Origin of the sequence: uncultured Winogradskyella sp. (assembly GCF_963975125.1) — a bacterium.
Classification (GTDB): domain Bacteria; phylum Bacteroidota; class Bacteroidia; order Flavobacteriales; family Flavobacteriaceae; genus Winogradskyella.
In genome coordinates this window covers 1-26071 of sequence record NZ_CAXBGB010000026.1, presented here as the reverse complement: position 1 = coordinate 26071, position 26071 = coordinate 1, and the positions used below count along the sequence as shown (strand labels likewise).

Annotated in this window: 25 protein-coding genes; 13 read left to right on the top strand and 12 right to left on the bottom strand. The window is 33.4% G+C overall.

Annotated features, from left to right (window positions below):
* The first annotated feature begins 11 nt into the window (after positions 1 to 11).
* From AAC053_RS05600 to AAC053_RS05590, 3 genes are all read left to right on the top strand, one after another.
* Positions 12 to 1361 carry a biotin/lipoyl-binding protein gene (locus AAC053_RS05600; RefSeq protein ID WP_339753883.1) on the top strand — a complete coding sequence of 450 codons (1350 nt, stop codon included), beginning with the start codon at positions 12 to 14 and terminating at the stop codon, positions 1359 to 1361.
* A gap of 3 nt (positions 1362 to 1364) precedes the next feature.
* Positions 1365 to 2768 (top strand): TolC family protein, encoded by a 1404-nt coding sequence (locus AAC053_RS05595; RefSeq protein ID WP_339753880.1) that lies wholly within the window; start codon positions 1365 to 1367, stop codon positions 2766 to 2768.
* 291 nt (positions 2769 to 3059) lie between these two features.
* A complete protein-coding gene (locus AAC053_RS05590; protein ID WP_339753877.1) occupies positions 3060 to 4412 on the top strand; it encodes a Mur ligase family protein in 1353 nt (450 codons plus the stop codon).
* Positions 4413 to 4480: 68 nt separating this feature from the next.
* Here the strand turns inward: AAC053_RS05590 and AAC053_RS05585 are convergent, their stop codons facing one another.
* The 3 genes from AAC053_RS05585 to AAC053_RS05575 all read right to left on the bottom strand — a co-directional run bounded on the left by AAC053_RS05585 (position 4481) and on the right by AAC053_RS05575 (position 8472).
* Positions 4481 to 6094 (bottom strand): glutamate synthase-related protein, encoded by a 1614-nt coding sequence (locus AAC053_RS05585; protein ID WP_339753875.1) that lies wholly within the window; start codon positions 6092 to 6094, stop codon positions 4481 to 4483.
* 111 nt (positions 6095 to 6205) lie between these two features.
* Positions 6206 to 6505 (bottom strand): immunity 53 family protein, encoded by a 300-nt coding sequence (locus AAC053_RS05580; protein WP_339753873.1) that lies wholly within the window; start codon positions 6503 to 6505, stop codon positions 6206 to 6208.
* 122 nt (positions 6506 to 6627) lie between these two features.
* The gene (locus AAC053_RS05575) at positions 6628 to 8472 is read right to left on the bottom strand and encodes a cystathionine beta-synthase (protein WP_339753870.1); all 1845 of its coding nucleotides are present in this window, start codon (positions 8470 to 8472) and stop codon (positions 6628 to 6630) included.
* Positions 8473 to 8726: 254 nt separating this feature from the next.
* Here AAC053_RS05575 and AAC053_RS05570 point away from each other — a divergent pair, with 254 nt between their 5' ends.
* The gene (locus tag AAC053_RS05570; RefSeq protein WP_339753868.1) at positions 8727 to 9083 is read left to right on the top strand and encodes a hypothetical protein; all 357 of its coding nucleotides are present in this window, start codon (positions 8727 to 8729) and stop codon (positions 9081 to 9083) included.
* Between the two features lie 15 nt (positions 9084 to 9098).
* On the top strand, positions 9099 to 10109 hold the full coding sequence (locus AAC053_RS05565) for a type II toxin-antitoxin system antitoxin SocA domain-containing protein (RefSeq protein WP_339753866.1): 1011 nt from the start codon (positions 9099 to 9101) through the stop codon (positions 10107 to 10109).
* Positions 10110 to 10452: 343 nt separating this feature from the next.
* Here the strand turns inward: AAC053_RS05565 and AAC053_RS05560 are convergent, their stop codons facing one another.
* From AAC053_RS05560 to AAC053_RS05535, 6 genes are all read right to left on the bottom strand, one after another.
* Positions 10453 to 11049, bottom strand: a complete 597-nt coding sequence (locus tag AAC053_RS05560) for a mobile mystery protein B (RefSeq protein WP_339753863.1) — start codon at positions 11047 to 11049, stop codon at positions 10453 to 10455.
* Entirely contained in the window at positions 11040 to 11501 is a 462-nt protein-coding gene (locus tag AAC053_RS05555; RefSeq protein WP_339753861.1) for a mobile mystery protein A, read from the bottom strand. Before AAC053_RS05555 ends, AAC053_RS05560 begins: the two co-directional genes overlap by 10 nt.
* A gap of 120 nt (positions 11502 to 11621) precedes the next feature.
* Positions 11622 to 13802, bottom strand: a complete 2181-nt coding sequence (locus AAC053_RS05550) for a B12-binding domain-containing radical SAM protein (protein WP_339753858.1) — start codon at positions 13800 to 13802, stop codon at positions 11622 to 11624.
* A 534-nt stretch (positions 13803 to 14336) separates the two neighbouring features.
* A complete protein-coding gene (locus AAC053_RS05545; protein WP_339753855.1) occupies positions 14337 to 15281 on the bottom strand; it encodes a tRNA-dihydrouridine synthase family protein in 945 nt (314 codons plus the stop codon).
* A gap of 136 nt (positions 15282 to 15417) precedes the next feature.
* The gene (locus AAC053_RS05540; protein ID WP_339753853.1) at positions 15418 to 15939 is read right to left on the bottom strand and encodes a hypothetical protein; all 522 of its coding nucleotides are present in this window, start codon (positions 15937 to 15939) and stop codon (positions 15418 to 15420) included.
* Between the two features lie 2 nt (positions 15940 to 15941).
* Positions 15942 to 16532 carry an FMN-binding negative transcriptional regulator gene (locus tag AAC053_RS05535; RefSeq protein WP_339753851.1) on the bottom strand — a complete coding sequence of 197 codons (591 nt, stop codon included), beginning with the start codon at positions 16530 to 16532 and terminating at the stop codon, positions 15942 to 15944.
* A gap of 104 nt (positions 16533 to 16636) precedes the next feature.
* Here AAC053_RS05535 and radC point away from each other — a divergent pair, with 104 nt between their 5' ends.
* The 4 genes from radC to AAC053_RS05515 are packed head-to-tail and all read left to right on the top strand — an operon-like array spanning position 16637 to position 20150.
* Entirely contained in the window at positions 16637 to 17335 is a 699-nt protein-coding gene (radC, locus tag AAC053_RS05530; protein WP_339753849.1) for a DNA repair protein RadC, read from the top strand.
* Entirely contained in the window at positions 17335 to 18630 is a 1296-nt protein-coding gene (locus AAC053_RS05525) for a polysaccharide deacetylase family protein (RefSeq protein WP_339753848.1), read from the top strand. Before radC ends, AAC053_RS05525 begins: the two co-directional genes overlap by 1 nt.
* The gene (locus AAC053_RS05520; protein WP_339753845.1) at positions 18627 to 19313 is read left to right on the top strand and encodes a YjjG family noncanonical pyrimidine nucleotidase; all 687 of its coding nucleotides are present in this window, start codon (positions 18627 to 18629) and stop codon (positions 19311 to 19313) included. Before AAC053_RS05525 ends, AAC053_RS05520 begins: the two co-directional genes overlap by 4 nt.
* A gap of 12 nt (positions 19314 to 19325) precedes the next feature.
* A complete protein-coding gene (locus AAC053_RS05515; protein WP_339753842.1) occupies positions 19326 to 20150 on the top strand; it encodes a hypothetical protein in 825 nt (274 codons plus the stop codon).
* A gap of 15 nt (positions 20151 to 20165) precedes the next feature.
* Here AAC053_RS05515 and AAC053_RS05510 read toward each other — a convergent pair whose 3' ends face one another.
* Entirely contained in the window at positions 20166 to 21443 is a 1278-nt protein-coding gene (locus tag AAC053_RS05510; RefSeq protein WP_339753839.1) for a replication-associated recombination protein A, read from the bottom strand.
* 117 nt (positions 21444 to 21560) lie between these two features.
* Between AAC053_RS05510 and AAC053_RS05505 the strand changes: the two genes are divergently transcribed.
* On the top strand, positions 21561 to 22313 hold the full coding sequence (locus AAC053_RS05505) for a rhomboid family intramembrane serine protease (protein ID WP_339753837.1): 753 nt from the start codon (positions 21561 to 21563) through the stop codon (positions 22311 to 22313).
* Here the strand turns inward: AAC053_RS05505 and rlmB are convergent.
* Both rlmB and AAC053_RS05495 read right to left on the bottom strand, forming a co-directional pair.
* The gene (gene rlmB, locus AAC053_RS05500; RefSeq protein ID WP_339753834.1) at positions 22310 to 23044 is read right to left on the bottom strand and encodes a 23S rRNA (guanosine(2251)-2'-O)-methyltransferase RlmB; all 735 of its coding nucleotides are present in this window, start codon (positions 23042 to 23044) and stop codon (positions 22310 to 22312) included. The two genes, AAC053_RS05505 and rlmB, sit on opposite strands and share 4 nt — an antisense overlap.
* A 114-nt stretch (positions 23045 to 23158) precedes the next feature.
* Positions 23159 to 24808, bottom strand: coding sequence for a BamA/TamA family outer membrane protein (locus AAC053_RS05495; RefSeq protein WP_339753831.1), 1650 nt, complete (start codon positions 24806 to 24808; stop codon positions 23159 to 23161).
* 217 nt (positions 24809 to 25025) lie between these two features.
* Between AAC053_RS05495 and rpsL the strand changes: the two genes are divergently transcribed.
* From rpsL to AAC053_RS05480, 3 genes are all read left to right on the top strand, one after another.
* Complete coding sequence (rpsL, locus tag AAC053_RS05490; protein WP_069676145.1) at positions 25026 to 25400, top strand: 30S ribosomal protein S12; 375 nt, start codon at positions 25026 to 25028, stop codon at positions 25398 to 25400.
* A gap of 22 nt (positions 25401 to 25422) precedes the next feature.
* Positions 25423 to 25899: a 30S ribosomal protein S7 gene (gene rpsG, locus AAC053_RS05485; RefSeq protein WP_339753826.1), complete on the top strand. Its 477-nt coding sequence runs from the start codon at positions 25423 to 25425 to the stop codon at positions 25897 to 25899.
* Between the two features lie 6 nt (positions 25900 to 25905).
* On the top strand, positions 25906 to 26071 hold a 166-nt coding region (locus AAC053_RS05480), incomplete at its 3' end, for a GTP-binding protein (protein WP_339753901.1).

The following is a 26071-nucleotide window of genomic DNA, read 5'->3' as shown; positions in this document are numbered from 1 at the left end:
AGAAACGGACTATGTTAAATATATCTCATAATCAACTTCATAAATCTGTAGACATTACTGATTCTAAATCAGGAAAGCGTGTGTTTCACGGTAGATATTACAAGTATTTTAATCGATTTTTAGGAGCATTTGCTATCGTTGGTTTTATTGCGCTGTTCTTGCCATGGACTCAGAATATAACAGGTAGAGGTAACGTCACGACATTGACTCCAGACCAAAGACCGCAAACCATTCAATCTCCTATTCCAGGTCGTATTGAAAGTTGGTTTGTTCGCGAAGGTGATTTTGTAGCCAAAGGCGATACCATAATGCAGATTTCTGAAATTAAAAGTGAGTATTTCGATCCTAATTTGGTAGAACGTACTGCGCAACAACGCGATGCCAAAGCCCAATCTGTTGGTTCTTATGGTGAAAAAGTAAAAGCCTTAAATCGTCAAATTGGAGCTTTATCTAATGAACGCGGCTTAAAATTAGAGCAAGCTAGAAACAAATTTTTGCAGTCTAAACTAAAGGTGAAGAGTGATAGTATTGACTATGAAGCTGCCAAAACTAATATTAAGATTGCGCAATCAAAGTACGATAGAACGGAAACTTTAAAACAAGAAGGATTTAAAGCCACTAAAGATGTTGAAGATGCACGATTGAAACTGCAAGAAACTGAAGCGAAACTTATTTCACAAGAAAACAAGTTGTTGGCAAGTAGAAATGAAGTTATTAATGCGCAAGTAGAAATCTCTAGAGTTAGTGCTACTTATACCGATAAAATCTCTAAAGCACAGAGTGATAAGTTTACAGCACAGTCGAGTCAGTTTGATACTGAAGCACAAGTGTCTAAATTAGATAATCAATATTCGAATTATCAAATGCGAAATGATCTGCGTTTTATTAAAGCACCATATGATGGTTATATAAACAAAGCCATTAGAGGAGGTGTTGGTCAGACGTTTAAAGAAGGTGAAGCCTTGGTTGGTATGATGCCAGATCAAGTAGATTTAGCTGTAGAAACTTTTGTTGAACCTATCGATTTACCATTGTTGCATATAGGTGAAAAAGTCCGTGTACAGTTCGATGGTTGGCCTGCAATAGTATTTAGTGGTTGGCCTAATGTATCTTATGGAACCTATGGAGCTAAAGTTGTAGCTATCGAGAATTTTATTAGTGAAAATGGCAAGTTTAGAGTGCTATTAGCACCAGATGAAGAAGAGGTGAAATGGCCTAAAGATATCAGAGCAGGTTCAAGAGCTTTTACTATGGCATTATTAGAAGATGTGCCAATTTGGTTCGAGTTATGGAGACAACTTAATGGTTTTCCACCTAATTATTATCAGCCAGAAGGAACTGCAAAAGCTAAAAAGAAATAACAGATGCGATTTATTATTACAGTACTTCTTATTGGTTCCAGTTGTTTTGGGTTTTCACAGACTGAAGACTTGTCTAATGTGCTTCGCTTTGATGAGTACTTAGGCTTTGTAAAGAAGTTTCATCCTATTGTAAAGCAGGCCGAATTGGTCATTGACGAAAGTCAAGCGAAATTGATGAAATCTCGGGGAGCTTTTGACCCTAAAGTTGAAGTAGATTATGACAGAAAGAAATTCAAAAACACAGAATATTTCGATAGACTCAACGGAACGTTTAAAATTCCGAGTTGGTTTGGAGTAGAGTTGAAGGCCACATTTGAAGAGAATACTGGAGATTTTCTAAATCCGCAAGCCTTTGTGCCAGAAGATGGTTTATATAGTGCAGGTATTGCAGTGCCATTGGCTCAAGGTTTATTGATTAATAATAGAATGGCGTCTTTAAAACAAGCGAAGTTGTTTAGAGAACAAGCCAAAGCAGATCGCGATATATATGTCAATAATATACTATTTGAAGCCTCATTAGTTTATTTTAAATGGTTGCAAGCGTATACTGAGTTGAAGCTTTTTGAAAATATTTTGGTCAATGCAGAACAACGTTTTAGAGGAGTTCAAAAAGGAGTAGAGGTCGGAGAAAATGCCGAAATTGATGAGACTGAAGCACGTATCGCAGTTAACAACAGGAAGCTAGGATTAGAACAATCTAAAGTAAAATTGATGAAAACGGCTTTAGAGTTGTCTAATTTTTTATGGCTAGAGAATAATATGCCAGTGGAGTTGCAACCAGATATTATTCCAGATGTAAATACTGAGCCAATTGTTGTTGCGACTTTTAATGTCAACCAATTGCGAGATGATGAAGTTGTATTAGATGAACATCCAAAAATGATGTCTTTAGGTTATAAGCTTGAAGGTCTAGAAGTTGATACGCGATTAAAAGCAAATAGACTATTACCTAGAATAGATGTGGAATATAATTTCTTATCTCAAACGCCAGAAGTCGCAAGAACATTTAATACAGCTGAATATAAAGGTGGCGTAAATCTGAGTTTCCCGTTATTTCTAAGAAAAGAACGTGGTGATTTAAAACTGGCGAGACTAAAAATGCAAGACACAGAATTTGAGATGGATGCGACACGAGTAAATCTTCAAAATAAAATTAATGCCTTAAAACAAGAACTAGAATCTTACGTTGCTCAGAATGAAATTACCTCTCAAATGGTGTCGGATTACGAACGCATGCTTCAAGCAGAAGAACGTAAGTTTCAATTAGGTGAAAGTTCTTTATTTTTAGTAAATTCTCGTGAGTCTAAATTGATAGATGGACAATTAAAAGCGATTGAAATTCAGAATAAATTCTTTAGTACCAAAGCAAAGCTTTTTAATAGTTTGGCTGTAAATCCTGATCTTTAGGTTTTGGCTATTAACTTTTAGCCTCTAGCTGTTAGCTAGTTTCTTTGTGAAATTATGTTTTCCGTCAGTTCGAGTGATTTTTTTCTTTTAAAAAATCGTATCGAGAACATTTTATATCTTTAACTTAAATTCTTGATAATCTTACAGAGCTTCTCGATAGTTCTGCTGAGCGCCGTCGAAGTACAATTCTTCATCCTTCAGAATCACTCGAAGTGACGTTGAGGTATAACTTTAAGTTCTTCCCATTTCAAAAAACTTATAGTATTTTTACAGTACTTATATAAGGATACTATGAACGTACATTTTATCGCTATTGGTGGTGCAGCAATGCACAATCTCGCCTTAGCACTTCACAATAAAGGTTATAAGGTTACAGGAAGTGACGATACTATTTTCGAACCGTCAAAATCTCGATTAGATGCAAAAGGTTTATTGCCCGAAACGTTTGGTTGGTATCCTGAGAAAGTGACTTCAGATTTAGATGCCATCGTTTTAGGGATGCATGCCAAGGCTGATAATCCTGAATTGCTAAAAGCCCAAGAACTAGGTGTAAAGATTTATAGTTACCCTGAATTTTTATACGAACAAGCCAAAAACAAAACACGAGTTGTAATTGGTGGAAGTCATGGTAAGACAACAATTACCTCTATGATTTTGCATGTGATGCATTATCACGATCGTGATGTCGATTATATGGTTGGTGCACAATTAGAAGGTTTTGACGTGATGGTAAAACTCACAGAAAACAATGATTTTATGGTTTTAGAAGGTGATGAATATTTGAGTTCACCAATTGATATGCGACCAAAATTTCATTTGTACAAACCTAATATTGCCTTGTTGAGTGGAATTGCTTGGGATCATATTAATGTGTTTCCAACGTATGAAGATTACGTAGAGCAATTTAGCATTTTTGTAGATTCTATTGTTACAGGCGGAAGCATCAATTACAATGAAGAAGATCCTGAGGTAAAACGCGTCGTGGAAGCCTCAGAAAATCAAATACGCAAAATATCATATCAAACTCCAGAATATACAGTAGAAGATGGTGAAACACTTTTAGAAACACCTGAAGGCCCAATGCCAATTGAGGTTTTTGGTGCACATAACTTAAATAACTTAGCTGGTGCCAAATGGATTTGCCAGCACATGGGAATCGATGAAGACGATTTCTACGAAGCCATTTCTACCTTTAAAGGAGCAAGTAAACGTTTAGAGAAAATTGCGGAATCTAAAACGAGTATAGCGTACAAAGATTTTGCACACTCACCAAGTAAAGTAGAAGCGACAACCAAAGCATTAAAAGAACAATATAGCGACAGAACTTTAGTCGCTTGTTTAGAATTGCATACCTATAGTAGCTTAAATGCTGAATTCTTAAAAGAATACAAAGGTGCTTTAGATGCTGCAGATGTTGCCGTAGTTTTTTATTCACCACATGCCGTAGAGATTAAGAAACTAGAAGAAGTAACAGAAGAACAAATTGCAAATGCTTTTGAACGTGATGATTTAATTATTTACACCAATCCAGAAGATTTTAAGAACTTCTTATTCTCTCAAAACTTTGATAACAAGTCATTGTTATTAATGAGTTCTGGTAATTATGGTGGTTTGGATTTTGATGCCTTGAAAGCACTTTTTTAAAAATTTCGCATTTAGATAACTTAGATAAGCAGCAAGCTCAATTAGACCAACACATATTTCGAACATAATTAAAGAATTCCTGCGTAATTAATTCCTGTTAACTTATGCATATCAGTATCGAATGTCGATAGATCGTTATGGTTAAATTTAGTAACATCGTCATAGCCACAAGATCTAGCAACAACTCTTATGAGATTGTTGGTAGCATCAAAATAGTTGTGTAATTGCTTTGCTGACGAATCAATAATAAGTCTGCTTCGCAATGATTCTTTTTGAGTAGCGATACCAACTGGGCAGTTGTTAGATCCACAAGCACGCATTCCTAAACAGCCAATAGCTTGTAATGCAGAATTTGATACTGCAATGGCATCTGCACCAAGCATCAACGCTTTTGCAAAATCTTCAGCGACTCTAAGTCCACCAGTAATTACTAAAGTAACATCAGTGGCTCCTACTTTATCTAAATATTTACGAGCTCTTGCTAAAGCAGGAATTGTTGGTACATTGATATGATCTCTTAAAATTGTTGGAGCAGAACCAGTTCCGCCGCCACGACCATCGAGAATTATATAATCTACAACACAATCTAAAGCGAATTGAATATCTGCTTCGATATGACTTGCTGCAATTTTGAAACCTATTGGAATTCCGCCAGTACGTTCTCTTACTTTTTCTGAAAAATCTATAAAATCTTGAACCGTATGAAAATTAGGGTTTGCTGCTGGTGAAATAGCAGTTTCACCTTCTTTAAGTCCACGAACTTCTGCAATTTCTGCACTTACTTTATTGCCTGGTAAATGACCTCCAGTTCCTGTTTTGGCACCTTGTCCACCTTTAAAATGAAACGCTTGTACATTATCTAATTTATCCCAAGAGAATCCGAATTGGGCTGAAGCTAATTCGTAAAAATATTTCGAATTGCTTGATTGTTCTTCTGGCAACATACCACCTTCACCAGAACAGATTCCTGTGCCAGCTAGTTCTGCTCCTTTACTTAGTGCAATTTTTGCCTCTCGAGATAAAGCGCCAAAACTCATATCGCTTACAAAAAGAGGAATATCTAGATGTAAAGGCTTTTTTGCCTTAGGACCAATAACCACTTTAGTCGCTACGTCTTCATGATCTAATAAAGGTCTTGTCGCTAATTGAGCAGGAAGAAATTGAATATCATTCCATTTAGGTAATGTGTTTCTATCTACTCCCATGGATGCTGAAAATCCATGATGTCCAATATTCTTTAAACCATTTTGAGCGAGCTCTTTTATATAACCTGTATAAGGTTCTGTGTCTTCAGGATGTGTATCTGCATAGGCACCTAAATATTGGTCGCGATTAAAAGGTTGTGGATGCTTAGTTTCAAACGCAACAATTTCATTTTCATCAACTAAAAGCGAATCTCCTTCTATATATTCTTGAAACTTATGAAGTACTTCCTTATCATTATATTCTGAAACACCAGTATCAACTCTATAATCCCATCCGTGAACACCACAAATAAGATTATCACCATCTACGTAACCATCTGCCATTAGTGCACCTCTATGTAAGCATCTACCATATAAAACAGATATGCCTGTCTTATGTTTAGTGATTACTAAATCTGTGTTTTTAACTAAGGCATTTATGGGTTGGTTATCTACTAATTCGGAAAGTTTTGCAATTTCAATTTTCTTAATCGTCATTTGGTTGGTGGTTTAGTTGTTGTAAGTTACAACCTTTGGACGTAAAAGAAAAGAGCACATTACAGATCAGCCAGAGAAATAGATTTGTCATCCTGAACGTGTTTCAGGATTTTATTCATTCTCAATTTTATCAATCATCTGCCTAAACAAGTCTAATAAGAAAATGAGTTTTCCGGCATCACCTGCTGCTAAAAATTTCTGATTTTCAACTTTAACACCATACCAATCTTGTCGATTGATTTCGTTAAGAATCCACTTTATTTCTAAATTGGCTATTGATGTTTTTGAGATATCAATTTCTACATCCCAACCTGGAGTGTCTAATGTGGTAATCTGAATCACTTCAGCTTTTTCCCAATCTCCATCACAATTACTTTTGAACCAATCTTCTATCCAGTCTAAAATTTCCATTTGTATTAACGTATTATTTTTTTTGTCATTCAGAACGAGGTACGAGTGAAGAATCTCACTTAACAATATTAGTGATAAATATAGATTCTTCGGTCATGCTTCCCTCTGAATGACAAAGGTCTTTAAATACTCTCAACAAAATCTGCAAAGACTTTTTTATGAAGTTCCAAATCTAAATATGGAGACAATGAAACACGTGCAATATAATCCTTGTCGCCTTCTTTAGTGGTACCTTGTGTAGAGGTTGCAGGTATGGTCCAATAACTACCTTTTAACTGTCCGTAACTTACACAGTACTTACTTTCGTTAGGGATTTCTGTAATCATTAAACTGATTAGCTTATGATTCAATTGGCGTTTGTAAGTTTCCTTTTCTGCAGGTGTATTTCCTTTTGTTGGAAGATCTAATGAAAATACAGAAGGTGTAAATCCTTGTGCTGCTAATTCCTCTGAAACAAAATTGATTTTCGCTTCTGGCAACGTCTCGTGGATAAAATTTACGAATTCACGCGTGTTTTTATAAGCATCAGCAATTCTCTGATTCATTGATGGCAATTGTTTTGCTAATATATCCATTTGAAGTTCAGTAGCCTCGTTATCGCAAAGTTGAATATGCAGTGCAATCTTTTCCATAAGCGCATCTGCTTTTGTATTACCTACGCAATAACCAGCAGTACATTTTCCGCCACTCGGAAATTTAGAACCACTAGCATAAGAAATCGTTCTTATGGATGAAAGGATTTCATCGTCTCCTAAAAAGTGAATATTAGGGCAAAAAGTTTGATCTAAAATAAAAACAGGATCGATAGCAATTTCACCAGAAGCCGTTTTACGTTCTGCACGCAACGCTTCTTTTAATTTTTGTAGATCAGGAACTTCAACTCTTGGGTTGGTTGGTATTTCTGCAATGATATAAGGAATCGCATCGTCGCGCGCAATGTTGTCTAAAACGGTGTTGATACTTTGTACCATATCATTGTCACCATCAACAGCCAAATCCACCACTTCCACATTATCTAAACATGCAGCAACACGTCTCGCTTGGTCATTTGTACCACCATAACAATTTGTAGGTACTACAAATTTAATCGCCTTTCCGTTATAATTCTCTAAGGCATAATCTACTAATCCCATCATAATGGCATATTGTACAGAAAGTCCACTAGAACCAACTATAGGCTTAGACCTTGTTCCAGTAATGTCTTTTATTGAATTTAAAACACTTGTTTTGTTAGTCTCGTAAATACTGTTTTGAGTAGCAATTGGAGAGTGTTCTGTTAAAGCTTTTAAAGCGACAACACAATTTACAGGAGTCATGGCAATCGTTTCGCGACGTCTCACATGCTGAATGTCTGAAATGTAATTAGCATTTTCCGCACCATTGACGACTAATAGACTTCCTAAATGAGCATATAGATTAATATAGAAATCAATATTTGGGTTGAGTTGACTTGTAGCGATGTCGTTTTGTTCTGAAATGAAAACCGTACTACCATTAAAGTCTGAAACCGCTTCTGCACTCTCAACTTGCTTTAACTCGAAGTTATAACCATACACACGCTTTATGAGGTCTGCATCAAAAAAGGCTGGTAACTCTTTGGTGTAAAGAATTTGTGTGTTTTTATACTTTAATAAATTAGTTCTTAGAATTGCCAAAACAGGAACCGTCTGTGACGAAAAACTAATCACATGTTCTGCTTGTAGCTGATGCAAGTTCGCAATTGCCCATTCTAGAACACAAGATAAAGGATGACCTAATCTAATATAATCGTAAGCCGTTGGTAATTCATAGAGTGCTCCTGACTCAGTAGTATTTGCATTATATAGGTTTTCAAATTGATTTAAGAACTGCGTTTTGGCTAATTTTTCGTTGTAAATATCTAGGCGATGCGTTGTTAGACTTAACCAGTCTGTTGGCATGTTCTTTAATATAGCTTTTATATAATTTAGGGTTTTATTGTCTTGCATATTTTTCTTTTTCAAATAGGTTGGTAAGATACATTAATTAGATTTTTTTTGAAGCGTTGTTAGTCGTTTTGTTGCACTGTGTCTAATCCAGTTCTTTAAATCTGATTAAGTGATTTAGCAATTAATTAGATGAATTTCGGATATTGTATTATGACTTTAAAGTTGGTAAAATGTTTATATTTTGTTAATAACTTCACTTTATAGTGTAATTTTTAATTTATTTTTTATATTTGCCTTGAATTTAGCAAGTACAAATGGTTGAAAAATCTATTGTGAAATCTTTTTTACAAGAACTGAAGCCGCTTAGTAAAGCTTTGGGCATTATCTTCTCCAATCGTCCTAAAAATAGTATTCAGAATCTTGCAGATTTAGGCATTACAGCAAAAATGCGTGAAGAAATAATACTGAATCTTGAAGTTGAAGATTACAGTGAGGGTCCGCTTGAAGAAACTCAACAAGGAGGCAATGAAATGTGGGTCTTCGGAAAAATTATAAATAATCAGCAAGTGTATATCAAATTAACAATTTCACAGGTTACCGGAAGTCCAATTTGCATTTCTTTTCATCGAGCTGAATATCTTATGGAGTTTCCATTTAAGGTTGAAAACTAATAAAAACAAACAATTATGAAAAGTCCAATCACAGGTAAGGAAATGACCTTACAAATTGAATCAAGTATTTTGGTTTTTCGAAAAGAGCAATTTGAATATAACCGAAAAAGTTATTATTGCACAGACAGTGAAGAATCGTTCACAACCACAGAATTAGATGAATTTAATTTAAATCAAGTGTATAATAAGTACAGGGATAAACATAATGTTCCTTTTGCAGATGAAATTAGAATGTTTAGAGAAAAATACTCTTTTAGTTATGCAGATATAACAAAGATTTTAGGATTAGGTGCAAATAGTTTTAGAAATTATGAAAAAGGTGAAGTTCCTAGTTTAGCTAATTCTGCCTTATTAAAAGCGGTAATAAATAGTTTAGGGACATTAAAAGTGTTGATAAAAGGGAGTAATGATATTTCGGAAACACAAAGAGAGAAGTTTTTAAAAAATATAGCTAAAGTTAAGATTGTAAGAGAAAAGAATGAGAGGAAACAAGTATTAATCGATTATGTTTTTGATTATAATTTTTTGCCAGATAATTTTTCTGGCTATAAGAGACCTAACTTTAATAAACTTGTTGAAATGGTAGTTTATTTCGCAGAAAAAGTAAACCCAACTTCAACTAAAATGAATAAATTATTATTTTATTCTGACTTCTTGCATTATAAATTGACAGGTGTTTCAATTAGTGGAACAAGATATTTTGCACACACTCACGGACCAGTTCCCAAAAAATTCAGAACTCTATTTGATTATCTTGCTGACCAAGACATTGTGGATTTGATATCCGTCCAGTATCCAAATGGGATGGTTGGAGAAATATTTCAAAAGTCTCCATCAAAAACTTTCAATAATGATTTGTTCGATGTTGATGAAATAAAAGTTTTAAATGAAATTGTAAATAAATTTAAAAAGCACAATGCTTCTGAAATAAGAAAATTGAGCCATGAAGAAAAAGCATGGATTGATAATGAGAAAAATAAAGGATTAATAGATTATAATTATTCATTCCAATTAATTCACGTTTGATATTCGAAAATTGCTCTAATAATTCAAGTTATGCGTTAACTAAGTTCGACGAAATATTTCAAGAAGACAAATCTTAGAATAGATAAGTCATCATATAAATTGACAAATAATAAAAGTATACATATTTGTATTCTTTCAATTTAAAAATCATACAAATATGTATACTTTTATAGACGCATTTCGACTAGGCTAAATGTGACAGAAAGGTAATACAGGCAATTCACAAAACCAAAAGCCCAGAATCACGCAAAACATTAACAGGCTTAGAATACCAAAACAATTCAAAATCTTCAAATTGGGTTTCAAAACTGGTTTTTAATTATCCAAAGGTTTGTGGTTTGTTTTAGGTCATGGCAAACGCTATTAAAGGAACAATATTCCCATTATCCGCTTTCTTCAACGCTGAGATGTAGTCTCTCCTTACTTCATCCGCTTTTACCATATTTGAGCTATGCCAAGAGAATATATTTTTATCAAAAATAGATTCCATAATTATATCTGCCATTAGTCTAGAATGTCTACCATTTCCATTTGGAAAACAATGAATAGCTACAAGTCTGTGTTTAAATCTAATCGTAATTTCCTCTGGTGAATAGGTGTTGTTATCCACCCAATAGTTGGCGTCGTCTAGTAAGGTTTTTAATTCGGTACTAATGTTTGTCCATTTTATGCCAATATTCTTGTCAGAGGTTCTAAAGTTTCCAGCCCATTTCCATACATCATCATACATTTTTTTATGTAAGTCTTTTATAAATTTTTCTGTTAAGATGTGTTCTTTTTTTAATTTGGTGCTAATGGACCACTCAACAGCTTTTTCGATGTTTAGTTGTTCAAATTCGTCTAATTCCTTTTGTGTCGTTATGGGTTTTATTTTGAGACCTTCTTTTTCGTTTTCATCTAAAGGAGTCTGTCCGTTTTTATAGTGTAAATCTAATCCCATAATGATTTTCGCATTTCTCTTTTAATGTCGTTAGCCAAATCTATTATGGATGCGTTGATTTTCTCATCACTTATACCTTGGTCTTCTAGCTTCATATTTTGGTTGGTTCTTAATACAATTCTTCTAGCCAATTTTTCAGCTTTAAAATTAATTAGGTTTTCAATGGTTTCATTTTCGGGAACAAAACCGTAGACTAATTTCATATTTAATGCTTTTCCTACTTTCTTTAATTTATGAATTGTTATTTGACCTGTAGCTTCACGTTCTTCAATTTTTTGAACTGCACCTTTTGTCTTATTCAGTTTCGCGCCCAATTGATCCATTGTCATATTTAAAGTAGTTCTGATGGTATGAATCCAGCCTTTTTCTGGAATCGTTACCGCTGAAGCACCTTTAAATTCAGCTAATTTATGATCTAATTGCTCTATGAGTATTTTATGTTTATTTCTCATAAGTTGAATTTTGTATACATATAAGTATGTTTTATTTCATAAAAGTATACAAATATGTATACAAAACAAATAAAAAGTATACATAGTAGTATACTTTTTGAAATTATTTCAAACCAAAACCTACAAAACCAAAAGGCCAGTATCACGCAAAACAGCAATAGGTTTAGAATACCAAAACAATTCAAAATCTTCAAATTGGGTTTCAAAATTGGCTTTTAATTGCCCAAAGGTTTGTGGTTTGTGTTGTGGTGAAAGTTGTTCTAGGGTTTCTAAAAGCCAAAGTCCTTTATCTTTTTCAGTTGTAATCTGGTAACTGTCTGCTGTATCGTGAAATGTGAATTCTAAAAAGTCTTTAGTCGTTCCTTTTTTCGTTTTATAAAATTCAGAAACTAGAGGTAAGGTACCTAACCAAACTAGCTTTGCTGTTGGTTTAATAGTAAACGTTGGTTCTTGTGCTAAACAGTTGTAAATAAAATCTGGGTCTATGTTGGTGTCTGGTACATTAAAATCGAACCAGTCTTGCAACGACAAATCAAACCCAATACCATGCATAAAATTAAAGAGCGATTTTTTTAATCCAAAACTAAACTGCGTATGGTCTATACCTGTTTGGTCAGTAAAATCGACATCATTATTGGCAAAACTGATGTTTTTATAATTCGGTGTAATGCCGTACTCTTCAGGATGTAAACCCACAGGACTATGCGCTGTTAAGGCAAATTGATGCCAAAAGCCAGATTGTAACACTCCAACTTCGAACAACTGACGTACCATTTCTAAACTATCAATCGTTTCTTGTATGGTTTGCGTTGGGTAGCCATACATTAAGTACGAGTGTACCATAATATTAGCTTCGGTAAAATTGCGTGTCACTTGCGCGACTTGTTCTACAGTAACTCCTTTATCAATTAAAGCTAATAAACGATCAGAGGCAACTTCCAATCCGCCAGAAACGGCAATGCAACCAGAAGCTTTTAGTAAGACGCAAAGATCTTGTGTAAAGTTTTTTTCGAAACGTATGTTTGTCCACCAGGTGACGCTTAGTTTTCGTTTAATGATTTCGAGCGCTAAAGCTTTCATCAGTGAAGGTGGAGCGGCTTCATCTACAAAATGAAATCCGGTTTCGCCAGTTTGCGCAATTAGCGTTTCCATTCGATCTACCAATAGATTGGCAGCAACGGGTTCGTAAATTTTTATATAGTCTAAGGATATATCGCAAAAGGTACATTTTCCCCAATAACAGCCGTGTGCCATGGTGAGTTTGTTCCATCTGCCATCGCTCCATAAACTGTGCATTGGGTTGGCAATTTCTATGACAGAGATATAACGGTCTAATACCAAATCTGAATAATCTGGTGTGCCAACGTCTTGCTGTTTGTAATCTGGTTTTGTGGTGTTGTTTTTATAAGTAACGACTCCGTTTTCGAGAATGAAAGTACGTTTGAATTCGGTTTCGTTGTTGAGTACTGCATTGTGCAATAACTCAATTGGCAGTTCACCATCATCTAAGGTGATAAAATCGAAAAACTCAAAAACTCTGATGTCAGTTACTGAACGTAATTCGGTATTTGGAAATCCGCCTCCCATGGCTATTTTAATGTCAGGATAATGTGCTTTTATATATTGTGCACAACGAAAGGCACTGTATAAATTCCCTGGAAATGGCACTGAGAAGCATACCAGTTTTGGTTGTATATTTTTAAGCTGAACTTCTAATAATTCTAATGTGATTTGATCGATATACGTTTCGTGATCTTGTAATTGTGCATAGAGTTCATCAAAGGCATTGGCACTTTGTCCTAAGCGCTCTGCGTAGCGACTGAATCCAAAATCAGGATCAATACATTCCACAATAAAGTCCGATAAATCTTCAATATAAAGCGTTGCTAAATGTTTGGCTTTGTCTTGCATTCCCATCGCACCAAACGCATAATCCATATCGTCTAATTGTGCAAAGCGAGAGGCTTGTGGTAAAAAGTTAGTGGTGCAAATTTGGCGTGCAAAAGTTTGATTTTTACCTTGTAGAAATAGAATAACATCATCTAAAGACTGTAAATAATGGTCTTTGAGTGCATAGATGCGTTGACAGTTTTCGGACTGTATGCGGTCGTCTTCAAAAGCCAATCTAAAAATTTCTTCGAAGGTTTCTTTTTTGAAAAGTTCTAAAATTACTTCGATACCCAAATCCATTTGAAACGCGTCAATTCCTTTTGTATTCAGAAACCCTTTAAGATAAGCTGTGCCAGGATACGGAGTGTTTAGTTGCGTGAATGGAGGTGTTATGAGTAAGAGGTCTTTCAATAGTTCTGTTTGTGTGTTTGCAAATATAGAAGTTATATAGTTGTGTTTTTTGAGATTCTTCGGTCATGCTTCCCTCTGAATGACAGTTTGGTTTGTCATTCAGAACTAATAAAGAAATGAAGTTTTTTAAAATATCATATTAACCTAGCTGTCACATTGAACGTAGTCGAAATGCTTTGATTGTTCATACTTGAAAACTTCTCTGCTTAGTTACTTTATCAAATTTTAAAACACCCCTAAAGTCCCCTCAAGGGGACAATCCACAATATTAGCTTTATAGTTTTTTCTTAAACTTATATTTAATAATTGGTTTATGATTCTTACTAAGATTTTGAGATATGAGTTGGTTTTATTTAATTTGAGTTTTAACAACTACTACCATTTTGAAATTTTTGAAAAAATATTTAGCGATATTATTGACTATAAAACTTAAGTAGAATTTGAAACTTAAAATTCAAAATATAGATTGTCCCCTTGAGGGGACTTTAGGGGTGTTTTTAAACATAAGATATTCAAAAAGGATATCCAAAAACTCTACCCATTCCTCAAAATCTCAGCAACTGCTTGTTGATACGCTCTTGGATTATTCGCTTTTTTAATTTTCTTAAACGTTTTCTGAGGATTTGAAAACGACTGCGCAAAGAATTCCCAGAAGCCTTGAATTTTCATTTTAATAGGAGTTGGGCCAGAAAGTGCAGCATCGTATTGATGATATATGGTATCGTGAAATTCTCTAAAAATTTCCCATCTGTTTTCGGGATATTCTGTGGTATCGTTTTTAATCATGCTTGGTAAAAACGGATCTGCAATAAGACCTCTGCCAATCATAAAATGATCGATGCTTGGAAAACGGGCTTGCATTTCTTTCAGCTTTGCAACAGAGGTAATATCTCCATTGTAATACAATTTGTGCTTGGTACTTTCTATACATTTTTGAAAAGCATCTAAGTCAACACCACCTTTATAAAGTTGCTTACCAATACGTGCATGAATGGCAATACTTTTTAGCGGATAACTATCTAGCATAGGAAAGGTATCTAAAATTTCGCCGGCATGTTCGTAACCCATTCGCATTTTCATAGACACTACAATGTCTGTTTCTTTATGCACACGATCTAGAATATGATCGATTTTATCTGGATCGCAGATGAGTCCAGAACCCATACCGCGTTTGGTGACCATTGGGTATGGGCAACCTAAATTCCAGTTTAATTCCTTATAACCTAAACTTTGAATATAATCGACTACGAATAAAAACTCGTCAGCTTTATTAGTCATAATCTGCGGAATGACTTCGAGCTCAGTATTGTTTTCGATTTGTAAATCGATCTGGTAAGAATTTTTAATAATTAACTTATTATTAAAGCGAATGTAAGGAGCGTAAAACGTATCGATGCCACCAAAATAGTGGTTAAAGGCATTCCGAAACCGGAAGTCAGTAAACCCTTGTAAAGGTGAAGATAATAACGTTAATGGCATTTGATTTTAAGTTTTAAGTTGAATGTTTAGCAGTTTCTAATTCAAGAAATAGCAAGTTATAATTCGTTATAAAACGAAGGTGGTTTATTCTTTTGGGACTATCAAACTAAAAGACAAAAGGCTTAAAGAAAATGATTTAATTTGATTTTGTTTTAACTTTTTTGCCATTGATATATTCAAACTCTAACACTTCACCTTCTTTGGAGGAGCAAAATTCTTTTCCATGCTTTTTCTTGCCATTATACTGACAACTATAAGTGAGTTTGCCATTTTCAAAGTTTTCAACTAGTATTAACTTCCCATTAGTATCATAGCTGTTCTTTTCGGTCATTTGAGATTTTAAGTTAAAGCGATATAATTCTTTATACGTGTATGGTTTTTTTGGATGGTAAATAATACTATCAGACATAATCTTTTGTTTACCATTGTAATAGTAATTCGCATTTAGTATAGTTCCCTTGTAAAATGTTTCTTCTAAAACAAGGTGTCCGTTTTTGCGTCTTCTTTCGCAGATTCCTGTAAATAGTGAGTCATTAGATACTTTGTAAATTAAATTTTCATTGATGTAACGGTCATCAAAGCCAACTAATTCTTGAGCAATTAAGTTCTGAGTAATAATAAGGATTAAAACTACTGATATATGTGAGACATATTTCATTTTTAAAATACTTTATCTAAAAATAAACGAATACTCTCTTGATTAGCTCTAACTAACTCTTCACGAGCGGCTTTAGTGTCAATTGGTTTTTTATCTTGTGAGAGTTTAAATTTTCCTTCCCAATTAATAATTTCAATTTCAAACATTTCAATATAGTTGAGGTTTTTGTCTAAACGTAGATTGTTAGATTCTAAAGCATACTTATGTTCTGGTGCTTCTAAGAATTCCGTCATGATAATTAGAGACTGTTTTAAAGCTATTTTATCTTTTATAGCTTTAACTTTTCCTTTTAGATGCACTTTAATATAGTTCCAAGTTGGTAATTGAGTCGTTGAATAAATACTTGGTGAAATATAGCATTCTGGTCCAGAAAAAATGATGGTGACTTCATTATCATCTTTTAAAAGTTTAGCCTGTGGATTGTAAATATCAATATGACCAATGAGTTTATTTTTTTTATAAACCAATGGCAAATGTGTTATTAATGGCTCGTTATCTTTTACTGAAATAACAGTGGCTAAAGGATAGGTCTTAATCACATCAACCATGTGATTGATATTGTTGTCTTGGTGATGTTTTGGTGGATAATTCATGTTTTGTTATCCTGAATCTGTTGCAGGATCTATTTTTTTAAATAGATTTTGTAATTAATTGATTTATTTAGACGCTTAAAATTACAATTTTTTATCTTTAGTGCATGTCAGAAAAACCGACTTCATTTTCAATTAAAAATTGGTCACAAGGCGATCAGCCTAGAGAAAAACTTCGAGATAAAGGAAAAGCAGTTCTAAGTGATGCTGAATTAGTTGCTATTCTTATAGGCTCTGGTAGTAGAGAAGAGAGTGCAGTAGATTTATGCAAAAGGATTTTGGCAAGTGTCGATAATAATCTTAATGCATTAGGAAAAATATCGATTAAGCAGTTAATGGAATTTAAAGGTATTGGTGAAGCCAAAGCAATTACTATTGCAGCTGCATTAGAATTAGGAAGGCGTCGCCGATTAGAAGGTGGTTTACAATTAGAGAAAATTACATCTAGCCGTTCGGTTTACGACATTATGCAACCAATTTTAGGAGAATTACCACATGAAGAATTCTGGATTTTGTATCTCAATAATTCTAATAAAGTCATTAAAAAAAATCAATTGAGTAAAGGTGGAATTACTGGAACTTTAGTTGATGTGCGTTTGGTGTTAAAAAACGCATTAGAAGTTGGAGCAACAGCTTTAATCCTTTGCCATAATCACCCATCTGGCACTTTAAAACCAAGTAAAGCAGATAGAAATATTACTCAAAAATTAAAAACAGCTGCGCAAAGTTTAGATATTAAAGTTTTAGACCACCTAATTGTAACCGAGAAAGCGTATTTTAGTTTCGCAGACGAAGAAATTATATAATGCTATTAGTTTACACGCACAAAATCACACCACGTTTAACTTATACGTTTAGGCATATTTGCAAACGCATTCTCGGTTTAGAAGTTAGTTTTACCTCTAAGATTGAAGATTTTATTGCACACAATAGTCTTAAAATGTCTTACACCAAACAGCCATTAAGTAACGAGTTGTTTGTAAGAAGTAACGAATTATTGTTTGAGAATGGTTTATCAGATATAGATATCAATGTGCAAACATGGGACAATACAAAAGGCTTTTTTGCAACTGGAGAACGTAGTGATTTACCCTTCGATATTTTTGCAGCCTCATTTTATTTACTGAGTCGCTATGAAGAATATATGCCGCATGTTAAAGATGATTATGGTAGGTTTATGGCAAAAGAAAGTTTAGCTTATAATCATCGGTTTTTAAGTCAGCCTATAGTAGATATTTGGGCATATAAGCTACAGGTGGTTTTAAAAAAGCGATTTGCTGATTACGAATTTCCAGAGAGAACCTATAAAATTCAACCCGTTATAGATGTACCAACAGCTTATTATTTTAAGCAAAAAGGCTTGTTGCGAACTATTGGTGGTACACTAAACGATTTAGGGAGATTTAAATTAAAGCAATTGTATCAACGTTACTTGGTGTTAATGGGTTTTAAGCGCGACCCTTATGATACATTTAAGTGGGTAATTACCAAGCAAAAACAAAGCAGTTTTAAATTTATTGTGCTTTTTTTAATTGGCGATTATTCTACTTATGATAAAAACATAAATAGTAACAAGAAGCAATTTGTTTCATTAATTAAATCGGTTGCAGACTATTGCGATGTTGGCATAAAAGCATCCTATTTTTCTTTAGATGATATATCTATTTTAAAAAAGGAAAAACTTAAGATGGAGTCAATTACGAATACAGATTTAAAAGCGGTACGTCATTCGTTTTCAAAATTAAATTTACCTACTTCTTATCGAAATTTAGTGGAGTTAGAAATTAACCAAGATTTTACAATGGGTTATATTGATACCTTAGGTTTTAGAGCTGGTACTTGTACACCTTTTCAGTTTTACGATTTAGATTACGAAGTACAAACACCACTACAAATTAACCCATATCATTGCTTAGATTTTGCTTTATTAAAGTATCAATCAGAATTAGATAAAACTGAGCATTTACAAAAGCTAATAGATGAAGTTAAAGTTGTAAATGGTACGTTTACAGCTATATTTCATAATTATACTTTCAGTGACTTAGACCGTTGGAAAGGTTACAGATCGCTATTTAATATCATACTTGAATCTGCAGAATGACGAAAAAAATAAAACATGTGTTTTTCGATCTAGATCATACACTTTGGGATTTTGATAAAAACTCTGGTTTAACTTTTGAAAAGATATTTAAGCTAAACAATATTAATGTTAAACTTAAAGATTTTTTGCTAGTTTACGAACCCATTAACCTTAATTATTGGAAACTTTATAGAGAAGAAAAAGTAACCAAATCAGTATTGCGTTATGGAAGACTGAAAGAAGCTTTTGATAAAATAAAAATTACCGTTGAAGATGACATTATAAATCATTTATCAGAGGCCTACATTGACCACCTCACAACATTCAATCACTTGTTTGACGGTACTTTTGAAATTTTGGATTACCTCCAAGAAAATTATGAATTGCATATTATTACAAATGGTTTTGAAGAAGCACAAGAACGAAAAATGACGACTTCAAATATTAGAAATTATTTTAAAACAATTACCAATTCTGAAATGGTAGGCGTAAAAAAACCAAATCCAAAGATTTTTAATTTTGCTTTAGACATAGCTAATGCAAATGCAGATGAAAGTATAATGATTGGCGATAGCATTGAAGCAGATATTGTAGGTGCTAACAACATTGGGATGGATACAATTCATTTTGACTATAAAGACACTCATAAAACTCTTAATTTTAAAAGAATTACTAACTTAAAAGCCATTGAAAATCATCTTTAAATAAAAAAAAATATGTTTAAGAAAATAATATTTACAGTTTCATTTATTCTTATAAGTTTTTACGGTACCGCTCAAAAAGATATTAATAATTACAAGTATATCATTGTACCTAAAGCATTTAATTTTACGACAGGTGATGATCAACATCAATTAAGTTCAATCACTAAATTTCTATTTAATAAATATGGCTACCAAGCTTTTTTTACGGATGATGATTTTCCTGTGGATTTGCAAAATGAAAGATGCTTGGGTTTAATTTCAAAAGTTACAAAGGTTCAAGGAGGAATGTTTAAAACGAAGTTAGAAATTGTTCTCGAAGATTGTTTCGGTACTGTGGTTATGAAATCTCAGATCGGTGAATCGCGATTAAAAAAGTACGATAGAGCATACAATGAGGCATTAAGAAATGCTTTTAAAACGTTTCAAAATTTGGAATATCAATATGTTCATATTAACGCTCAAATAGAGGTTAAAGAAAGTATTATTGCTAAACCTAAAGAAAAGCCAAAAGTAGAATCTAAAAAAACACAAGAGGAGGTGGCAGATAAAGTAACATCAAGTAAAGATAAAAAGCAAAAGCCGCAAAAAAATATTCAAATGCAATCATCTGTTAAAAAAAACAGAGACAACCTTTACTATGCTCAAGCAATCAAAAATGGTTATCAATTGGTAAATTCAGAACCAAAAATAGTAATGATTTTACTCGCCACAGCAGCAAAAAATGTTTTTATAGTAAAAGATAAAAGTGCGATTGTTTTTAAGGAAGATGGGTTTTGGTACTATTCCGAAAATGACGGAATACTTGGTGAAAAAACATCACTGAATATTAAGTTTTAAATTTCTAATACTTATTTAATAACCATATTTTTCTTTCCATAGCGACTTTAAATAATTTCGCTGGGCTTGTTCTCTTGCATTATTTCCTGGTTCGTATAATTTAGTGTTTGCTATTTCCTCTGGAAGAAACTCTTGAGCTGCAAAGTTGTTTTCGTAATTATGACTATACTTGTATTTGTTGCCATAGCCTAGTTCTTTCATCAATTTGGTTGGTGCGTTTCTAATAGCAATAGGTACTGATAAATCACCAGTTTCTTTAACTAATTGTAGTGCTTTATTAATGGCTTCATAAGCGGCATTACTTTTAGGTGAACTCGCTAAATAGGTGGCGCACTGACTAAGTATAATACGAGATTCAGGATTGCCAATAACAGCAACAGCTTGGAAGGTATTATTTGCTATAACTAAAGCCGTTGGGTTTGCGTTTCCTATATCCTCACTCGCTAAAATAAGTAATCGTCTGGCAATAAATTTAACATCTTCACCTCCTTCAATCATTCTTGCTAAATAATAGACAGCTGCATTTGGGTCGCTTCCGCGAATAGACTTTATAAATGCAGAAATAATATCGTAATGCTGTTCGCCAGTTTTATCATAACGAGCTGCTTTATTCTGTACTTGCTTCGTTACTAAATCATTTGTAATGACGACAGGTTCGTTTTCAAAAGAAGCCACTAGCAATTCAAAAATATTCAGCAGTTTTCTTGCGTCACCACCAGATAAACGCAACAATGCATCTGTTTCTTTTAAGTCGATATTCAATTTTGAAATAGTCTCATCTTCAGTCAAAGCACGTTGTAATAGGGCTTCTAAATCAGCTTTGCTAAACGCATTTAATGTATAAACTTGGCATCTCGATAGTAGTGCTGAAATGACTTCAAAACTTGGGTTTTCAGTTGTGGCACCAATCAATGTTACCCAACCTTTTTCTACAGCTTCCAAAAGTGAATCTTGCTGCGATTTACTAAAGCGATGAATTTCATCAATAAACAAAATTGGGTTCTTTGCGGTAAACAAGCCACCGCTTTTTTTGGCTTTGTCTATAACCTCTCTAATGTCCTTAACACCAGAATTAATAGCACTCAATTTAAAAAATGGACGTTCAGATTCATTAGCTATAATGTTCGCTAAAGTTGTTTTACCAATACCTGGTGGTCCCCAAAGTATAAGAGACGGAATAACTCCACTTCTAATTTGCTGGTATAACATGCCGTCTTTTCCAACCAAATGTTGCTGACTTATGTAGTCGTTCAGTGTTTTTGGACGGAGCCTTTCTGCTAGAGGAGTATTCATGATATAAAATTACAAAATGCCAATGAAAATTATCGTGCTTTTAGTAAACAGTTATGACAATATTTCATGGTATCATGTTTTGGTCATAAATTTGAAGTAAGAATAGAAAATTTTAACATGTCCACGCAACAATTTAAGTACTCTAACAGTGTGATCATCTATCCTTTACTGATAGTGTTCGCAATATGGCTGGTATTTTGGTATCAAGTACGTGTAGATTATGGTATTAAATCCTTTGGGATTAGACCTCAAAAGTTAGAAGGACTCTTGGGTATTTTTACTAGCCCATTTTTGCATGGAGACATAGATCATATTTATAATAATTCTATTCCACTTTTTGTATTGTCTTTGGCGCTCTTTTATTTTTATAAAAAAATAGCGTGGAAAGTCATTTTATATGGTATTCTGCTTTCAGGATTTTTAACATGGTTAATAGGGAAATCAGGAAATCATATAGGAGCAAGTGGTTTGATATATGTATTGGTAAGTTTTATTTTTTTTAAAGGCATTTTTGCGAAGTATTATAGATTGATTGCGTTATCATTAATGGTCATATTTCTGTATGGAAGTATGATTTGGTATGTGTTCCCGATAAAAATGGGAATGTCTTGGGAAGGACATTTAGCGGGATTAATTACAGGACTTGTTTTTGCATTAATCTTTAGAAAGCAAGTGGCTAAGCCAGAAAGATATAGATGGGAACAACCCAATTACAATGAGGAAAATGATCCTTTTATGCGCCATTTTGATGAAGACGGAAACTTTATAGAATTTGAACCAGAACCAGAACCAGAACTCGATGCTGAAAATGAATCTAAAATAAATAAATCACCAAAAATCAAATACATTTTTAAGAAAAGAGAAGATTAACTACGTTGCCTAACAGCTTCGTACAAAAAAGCGCCGCAGGCTACCGAAACATTTAAAGATTCAATTTCTCCTAAAATAGGAAGTTTAGCTTGTGCATCAACTACTTTTAAAACTGACGGATTAATACCTCTACCTTCAGAACCCATAATTATGGCACATGGTTCTTTAAAAGATACTTCATACAAAAAGTCCTTAGCTTTTTCGGTAGCAGCAATAACCTTAATGCCAGAAGCTTGCATGTGAAAAACAGCATCTTTTATATGATCTACCTTACAAATAGGCATTTTAAAAATTGCTCCGGCACTAGTTTTAATAGTGTCACCATTTATTGGTGCACCACCTTTTTTTTGAATAATAATGCCATTAACACCAGTACATTCAGCTGTTCTTACAATAGCTCCAAAATTTCTAACATCACTTAATTGATCTAATAAAAGAAACAATGGTGTTCTGCCAGATTCAATAACTTGTATTACTAAATCATCTATGTTATGAAATTCAATAGGGGAAATTTGAGCTACTGCTCCTTGGTGATTCCCTCTAGTTAATCGGTTTAATTTTTCAATTGGTACATAAGAGGAGTTAATACTTTCAGATCTTAATAAATGCTCTAGTTCATGGAATAATTCCCCTCTTAATCCCTTCTGTAGAAAAACTTTATCCACAGTCTCGCCAGATTTAATGGCTTCAATAATAGCACGAATTCCAAAAATTGTAGTCGCTTTTTCCATCTATTTAAAATATCCTAAATCATTGATAATTTTTTAGCTATTTCGACTGGTATTAACCATTTATAGCTAAATGCCCATTATGGGTATTAATGGAGCAAAGATATTGAAACAGAATCAAAAAGTAGCGGTTAAACTCACATGAACTTTAGAGTCTGATAATTTAAACTGTCTGTTCTCAGTCTTTCCACTTGAATAGCTTAAACGGAAGAGCCCAGAATTTGTGAGTAGTCCTAAGCCAAAACCAAAACCAAAAAGCTTTTCTTTGTTATCTGTGAGTTGGTTTTCAAAATATGCAGCATCTATAACCGAATGCACATATATACTATTGCTTAATCGATAACGATATTCTGTATTAATAACACCATAGAGATTGGCAACTAAACTATTCTCTTCGAAACCACGAATAGAGTTAATACCACCAAAACGAAACAATTCATTATCTAAGTAATCATCTGAAGTTAACAAAGCAGCATTTAATCTTGTATAAATGCTATTCTTAGGGTTGAGGTTGAAAATTTTATAAGTATCTACAATAAATACGCTTTGTTTTTGTTTGCCAACATTATTAGTTCTTTCTCCGAGTGCAGTAGATAAATCAAACTGAAAATTTATGGGAAATAGTAGATCGTAAAATTGCGCCTTTGTATAGTTATAATTTAGTGTATAATAATTAGACTTGTAATCATTTAATGTAGCCGTGTCGTTTTCAAGAAGATTTGTTGAATTGGTTGATGTAATCCCAACACCAATTCTATGCTGCGCATTAACCTGATAATTTATTTTGGTATATTGGTTAGCATTTAAAAAAGTAGAATCTTTTCTAAAGATATTAAGCCCAACCTGTAGTCCAACAGGTGAGCCAAACATATAAGGTAAATCAGCATCAACTTTAAAAGTTTGTTGGTCTATTTCATCACTTTTATAGAGTAAATTTAGGGTTTCACCAAAATTAAGATTATTAATAAGTCTTAAATCTAAATAACCATCAAACTCTATTTTATTGGTGTTTTCGTTGGTTCCAAAACCTAAGAAACCATCAAAGTTATTGGTTCTGGTTTTTTCGACATATAGATATAGTGTGGTTGAGTCTTTTGTAAATAAGACTTCAGGGTCTTTAATCTGGCTTGCAAAACGCAAATCTTCCAATAATTCAACCTTTTCTTTAATAGCATTTAAGTTGAATGATTTTCCAGTCTTTAATTTTAAAAATCGTTTTATATAGGACTTGGGAAAATTTTCATAACCTTTAACAATGATTTTATCAATACGTCTTTTTTGATTAGTAACAATTTTAAGGTTTGCTGTAATTATGCTGGAGTTCAACTTCGATATATTCACAAGCTGTAGAGTTGAAAACGGATCACCTTGTTCGGCAATTTTAAAGTTTAATTCGTTTAAAGAGCTTTCAAGTTGAGTTATATCTAATTCAAAGAAATTATCTCCTTTAGAATGATCAATAAAATTTAATAACTGAACATTAAATTCTGGGTCATATTCAATTCTAATTCTACTTATTTTTTTGCCTAAGAAGAATTTCGCTATAAATAAGGTGTCATTTTGTTTCGTTATACTTTCAATAGTTGTATCAATGTAACCAAGTCTGGTAAGCTTACTTTTTAATGCGTAGATTTCTGTTTCTATAGAAGTATAATTGTCAAATTCTTTATTATAGCCTAATGAATCTATAATTTTGGTTTTATCAGTATGCTCTGCTTTAACATTTAGTTTAATGGATTGTGCAGAGACTTGATTTGAAAAAATCAAAAGGAAAATAAAAAATGTAAAACGAATAAAGATTGACATTAAAAATTAATAGAATATACGCTTATTATAACGTAAAAATAGACCATTATATATATGTATAAAATGAAACGTGAAATTTCTTTAAAAAATAAATTCTCAACTGTTTGAATAATTAATATTAATTCCTACCTTTGCAGCCCTCAAAAGTGAGGGTTAATAAAATTTTATATAGAAATATATGCCAACAATTTCACAATTAGTACGAAAAGGAAGAGCCAAAATAACCAAGAAGAGTAAATCGGCTGCTTTAAATTCGTGTCCTCAAAGACGTGGTGTATGTACTCGTGTTTATACAACGACACCTAAAAAACCTAACTCAGCAATGCGTAAGGTGGCAAGGGTTCGTTTAACAAACGGTAACGAAGTAAATGCATACATTGGTGGAGAGGGTCACAATTTACAAGAGCACTCGATAGTATTGGTTAGAGGTGGAAGGGTAAAAGATTTGCCAGGAGTTAGATATCACATCGTTCGTGGTGCTCTAGATACAGCAGGTGTATCTGGAAGAACGCAACGTAGATCTAAGTATGGTGCAAAACGCCCTAAGAAGTAATTTAAAACTTTAAGAAGAAGACATGAGAAAAAGAGCAGCAAAAAAGAGACCGCTTTTACCAGATCCACAATTTAATGATCAGTTAGTAACACGTTTTGTTAACATGATGATGTGGGATGGTAAAAAGTCTGTAGCTTTTAAAGTATTCTATGATGCAATTGATATTGTTGAGGAGAAAAAAAATGATGACGAAAAAACAGCTTTAGAAGTTTGGAAAGAAGCTTTATCTAACGTGATGCCTCACGTAGAAGTTCGTAGCCGTCGTGTTGGTGGTGCAACATTCCAAATTCCAATGCAAATTCGTCCAGACCGTAAAGTTTCTACGGCAATGAAATGGCTAATAAGCTATTCTCGTAAAAGAAATGAAAAATCTATGGCATTGCGTTTAGCTTCAGAAATTTTAGCAGCAGCTAAAGAAGAAGGAGCGGCTGTTAAGAAAAGAGTTGATACTCATAAAATGGCAGAAGCAAATAAAGCATTCTCTCACTTTAGATTTTAATAGGAAATGGCAAGAGATTTAAGATTAACTAGAAATATAGGTATTGCTGCGCACATTGATGCAGGAAAAACCACGACTACAGAGCGTATTCTTTATTACACAGGTGTTTCGCATAAAATTGGAGAAGTACATGATGGTGCTGCTACAATGGATTGGATGGAGCAAGAGCAAG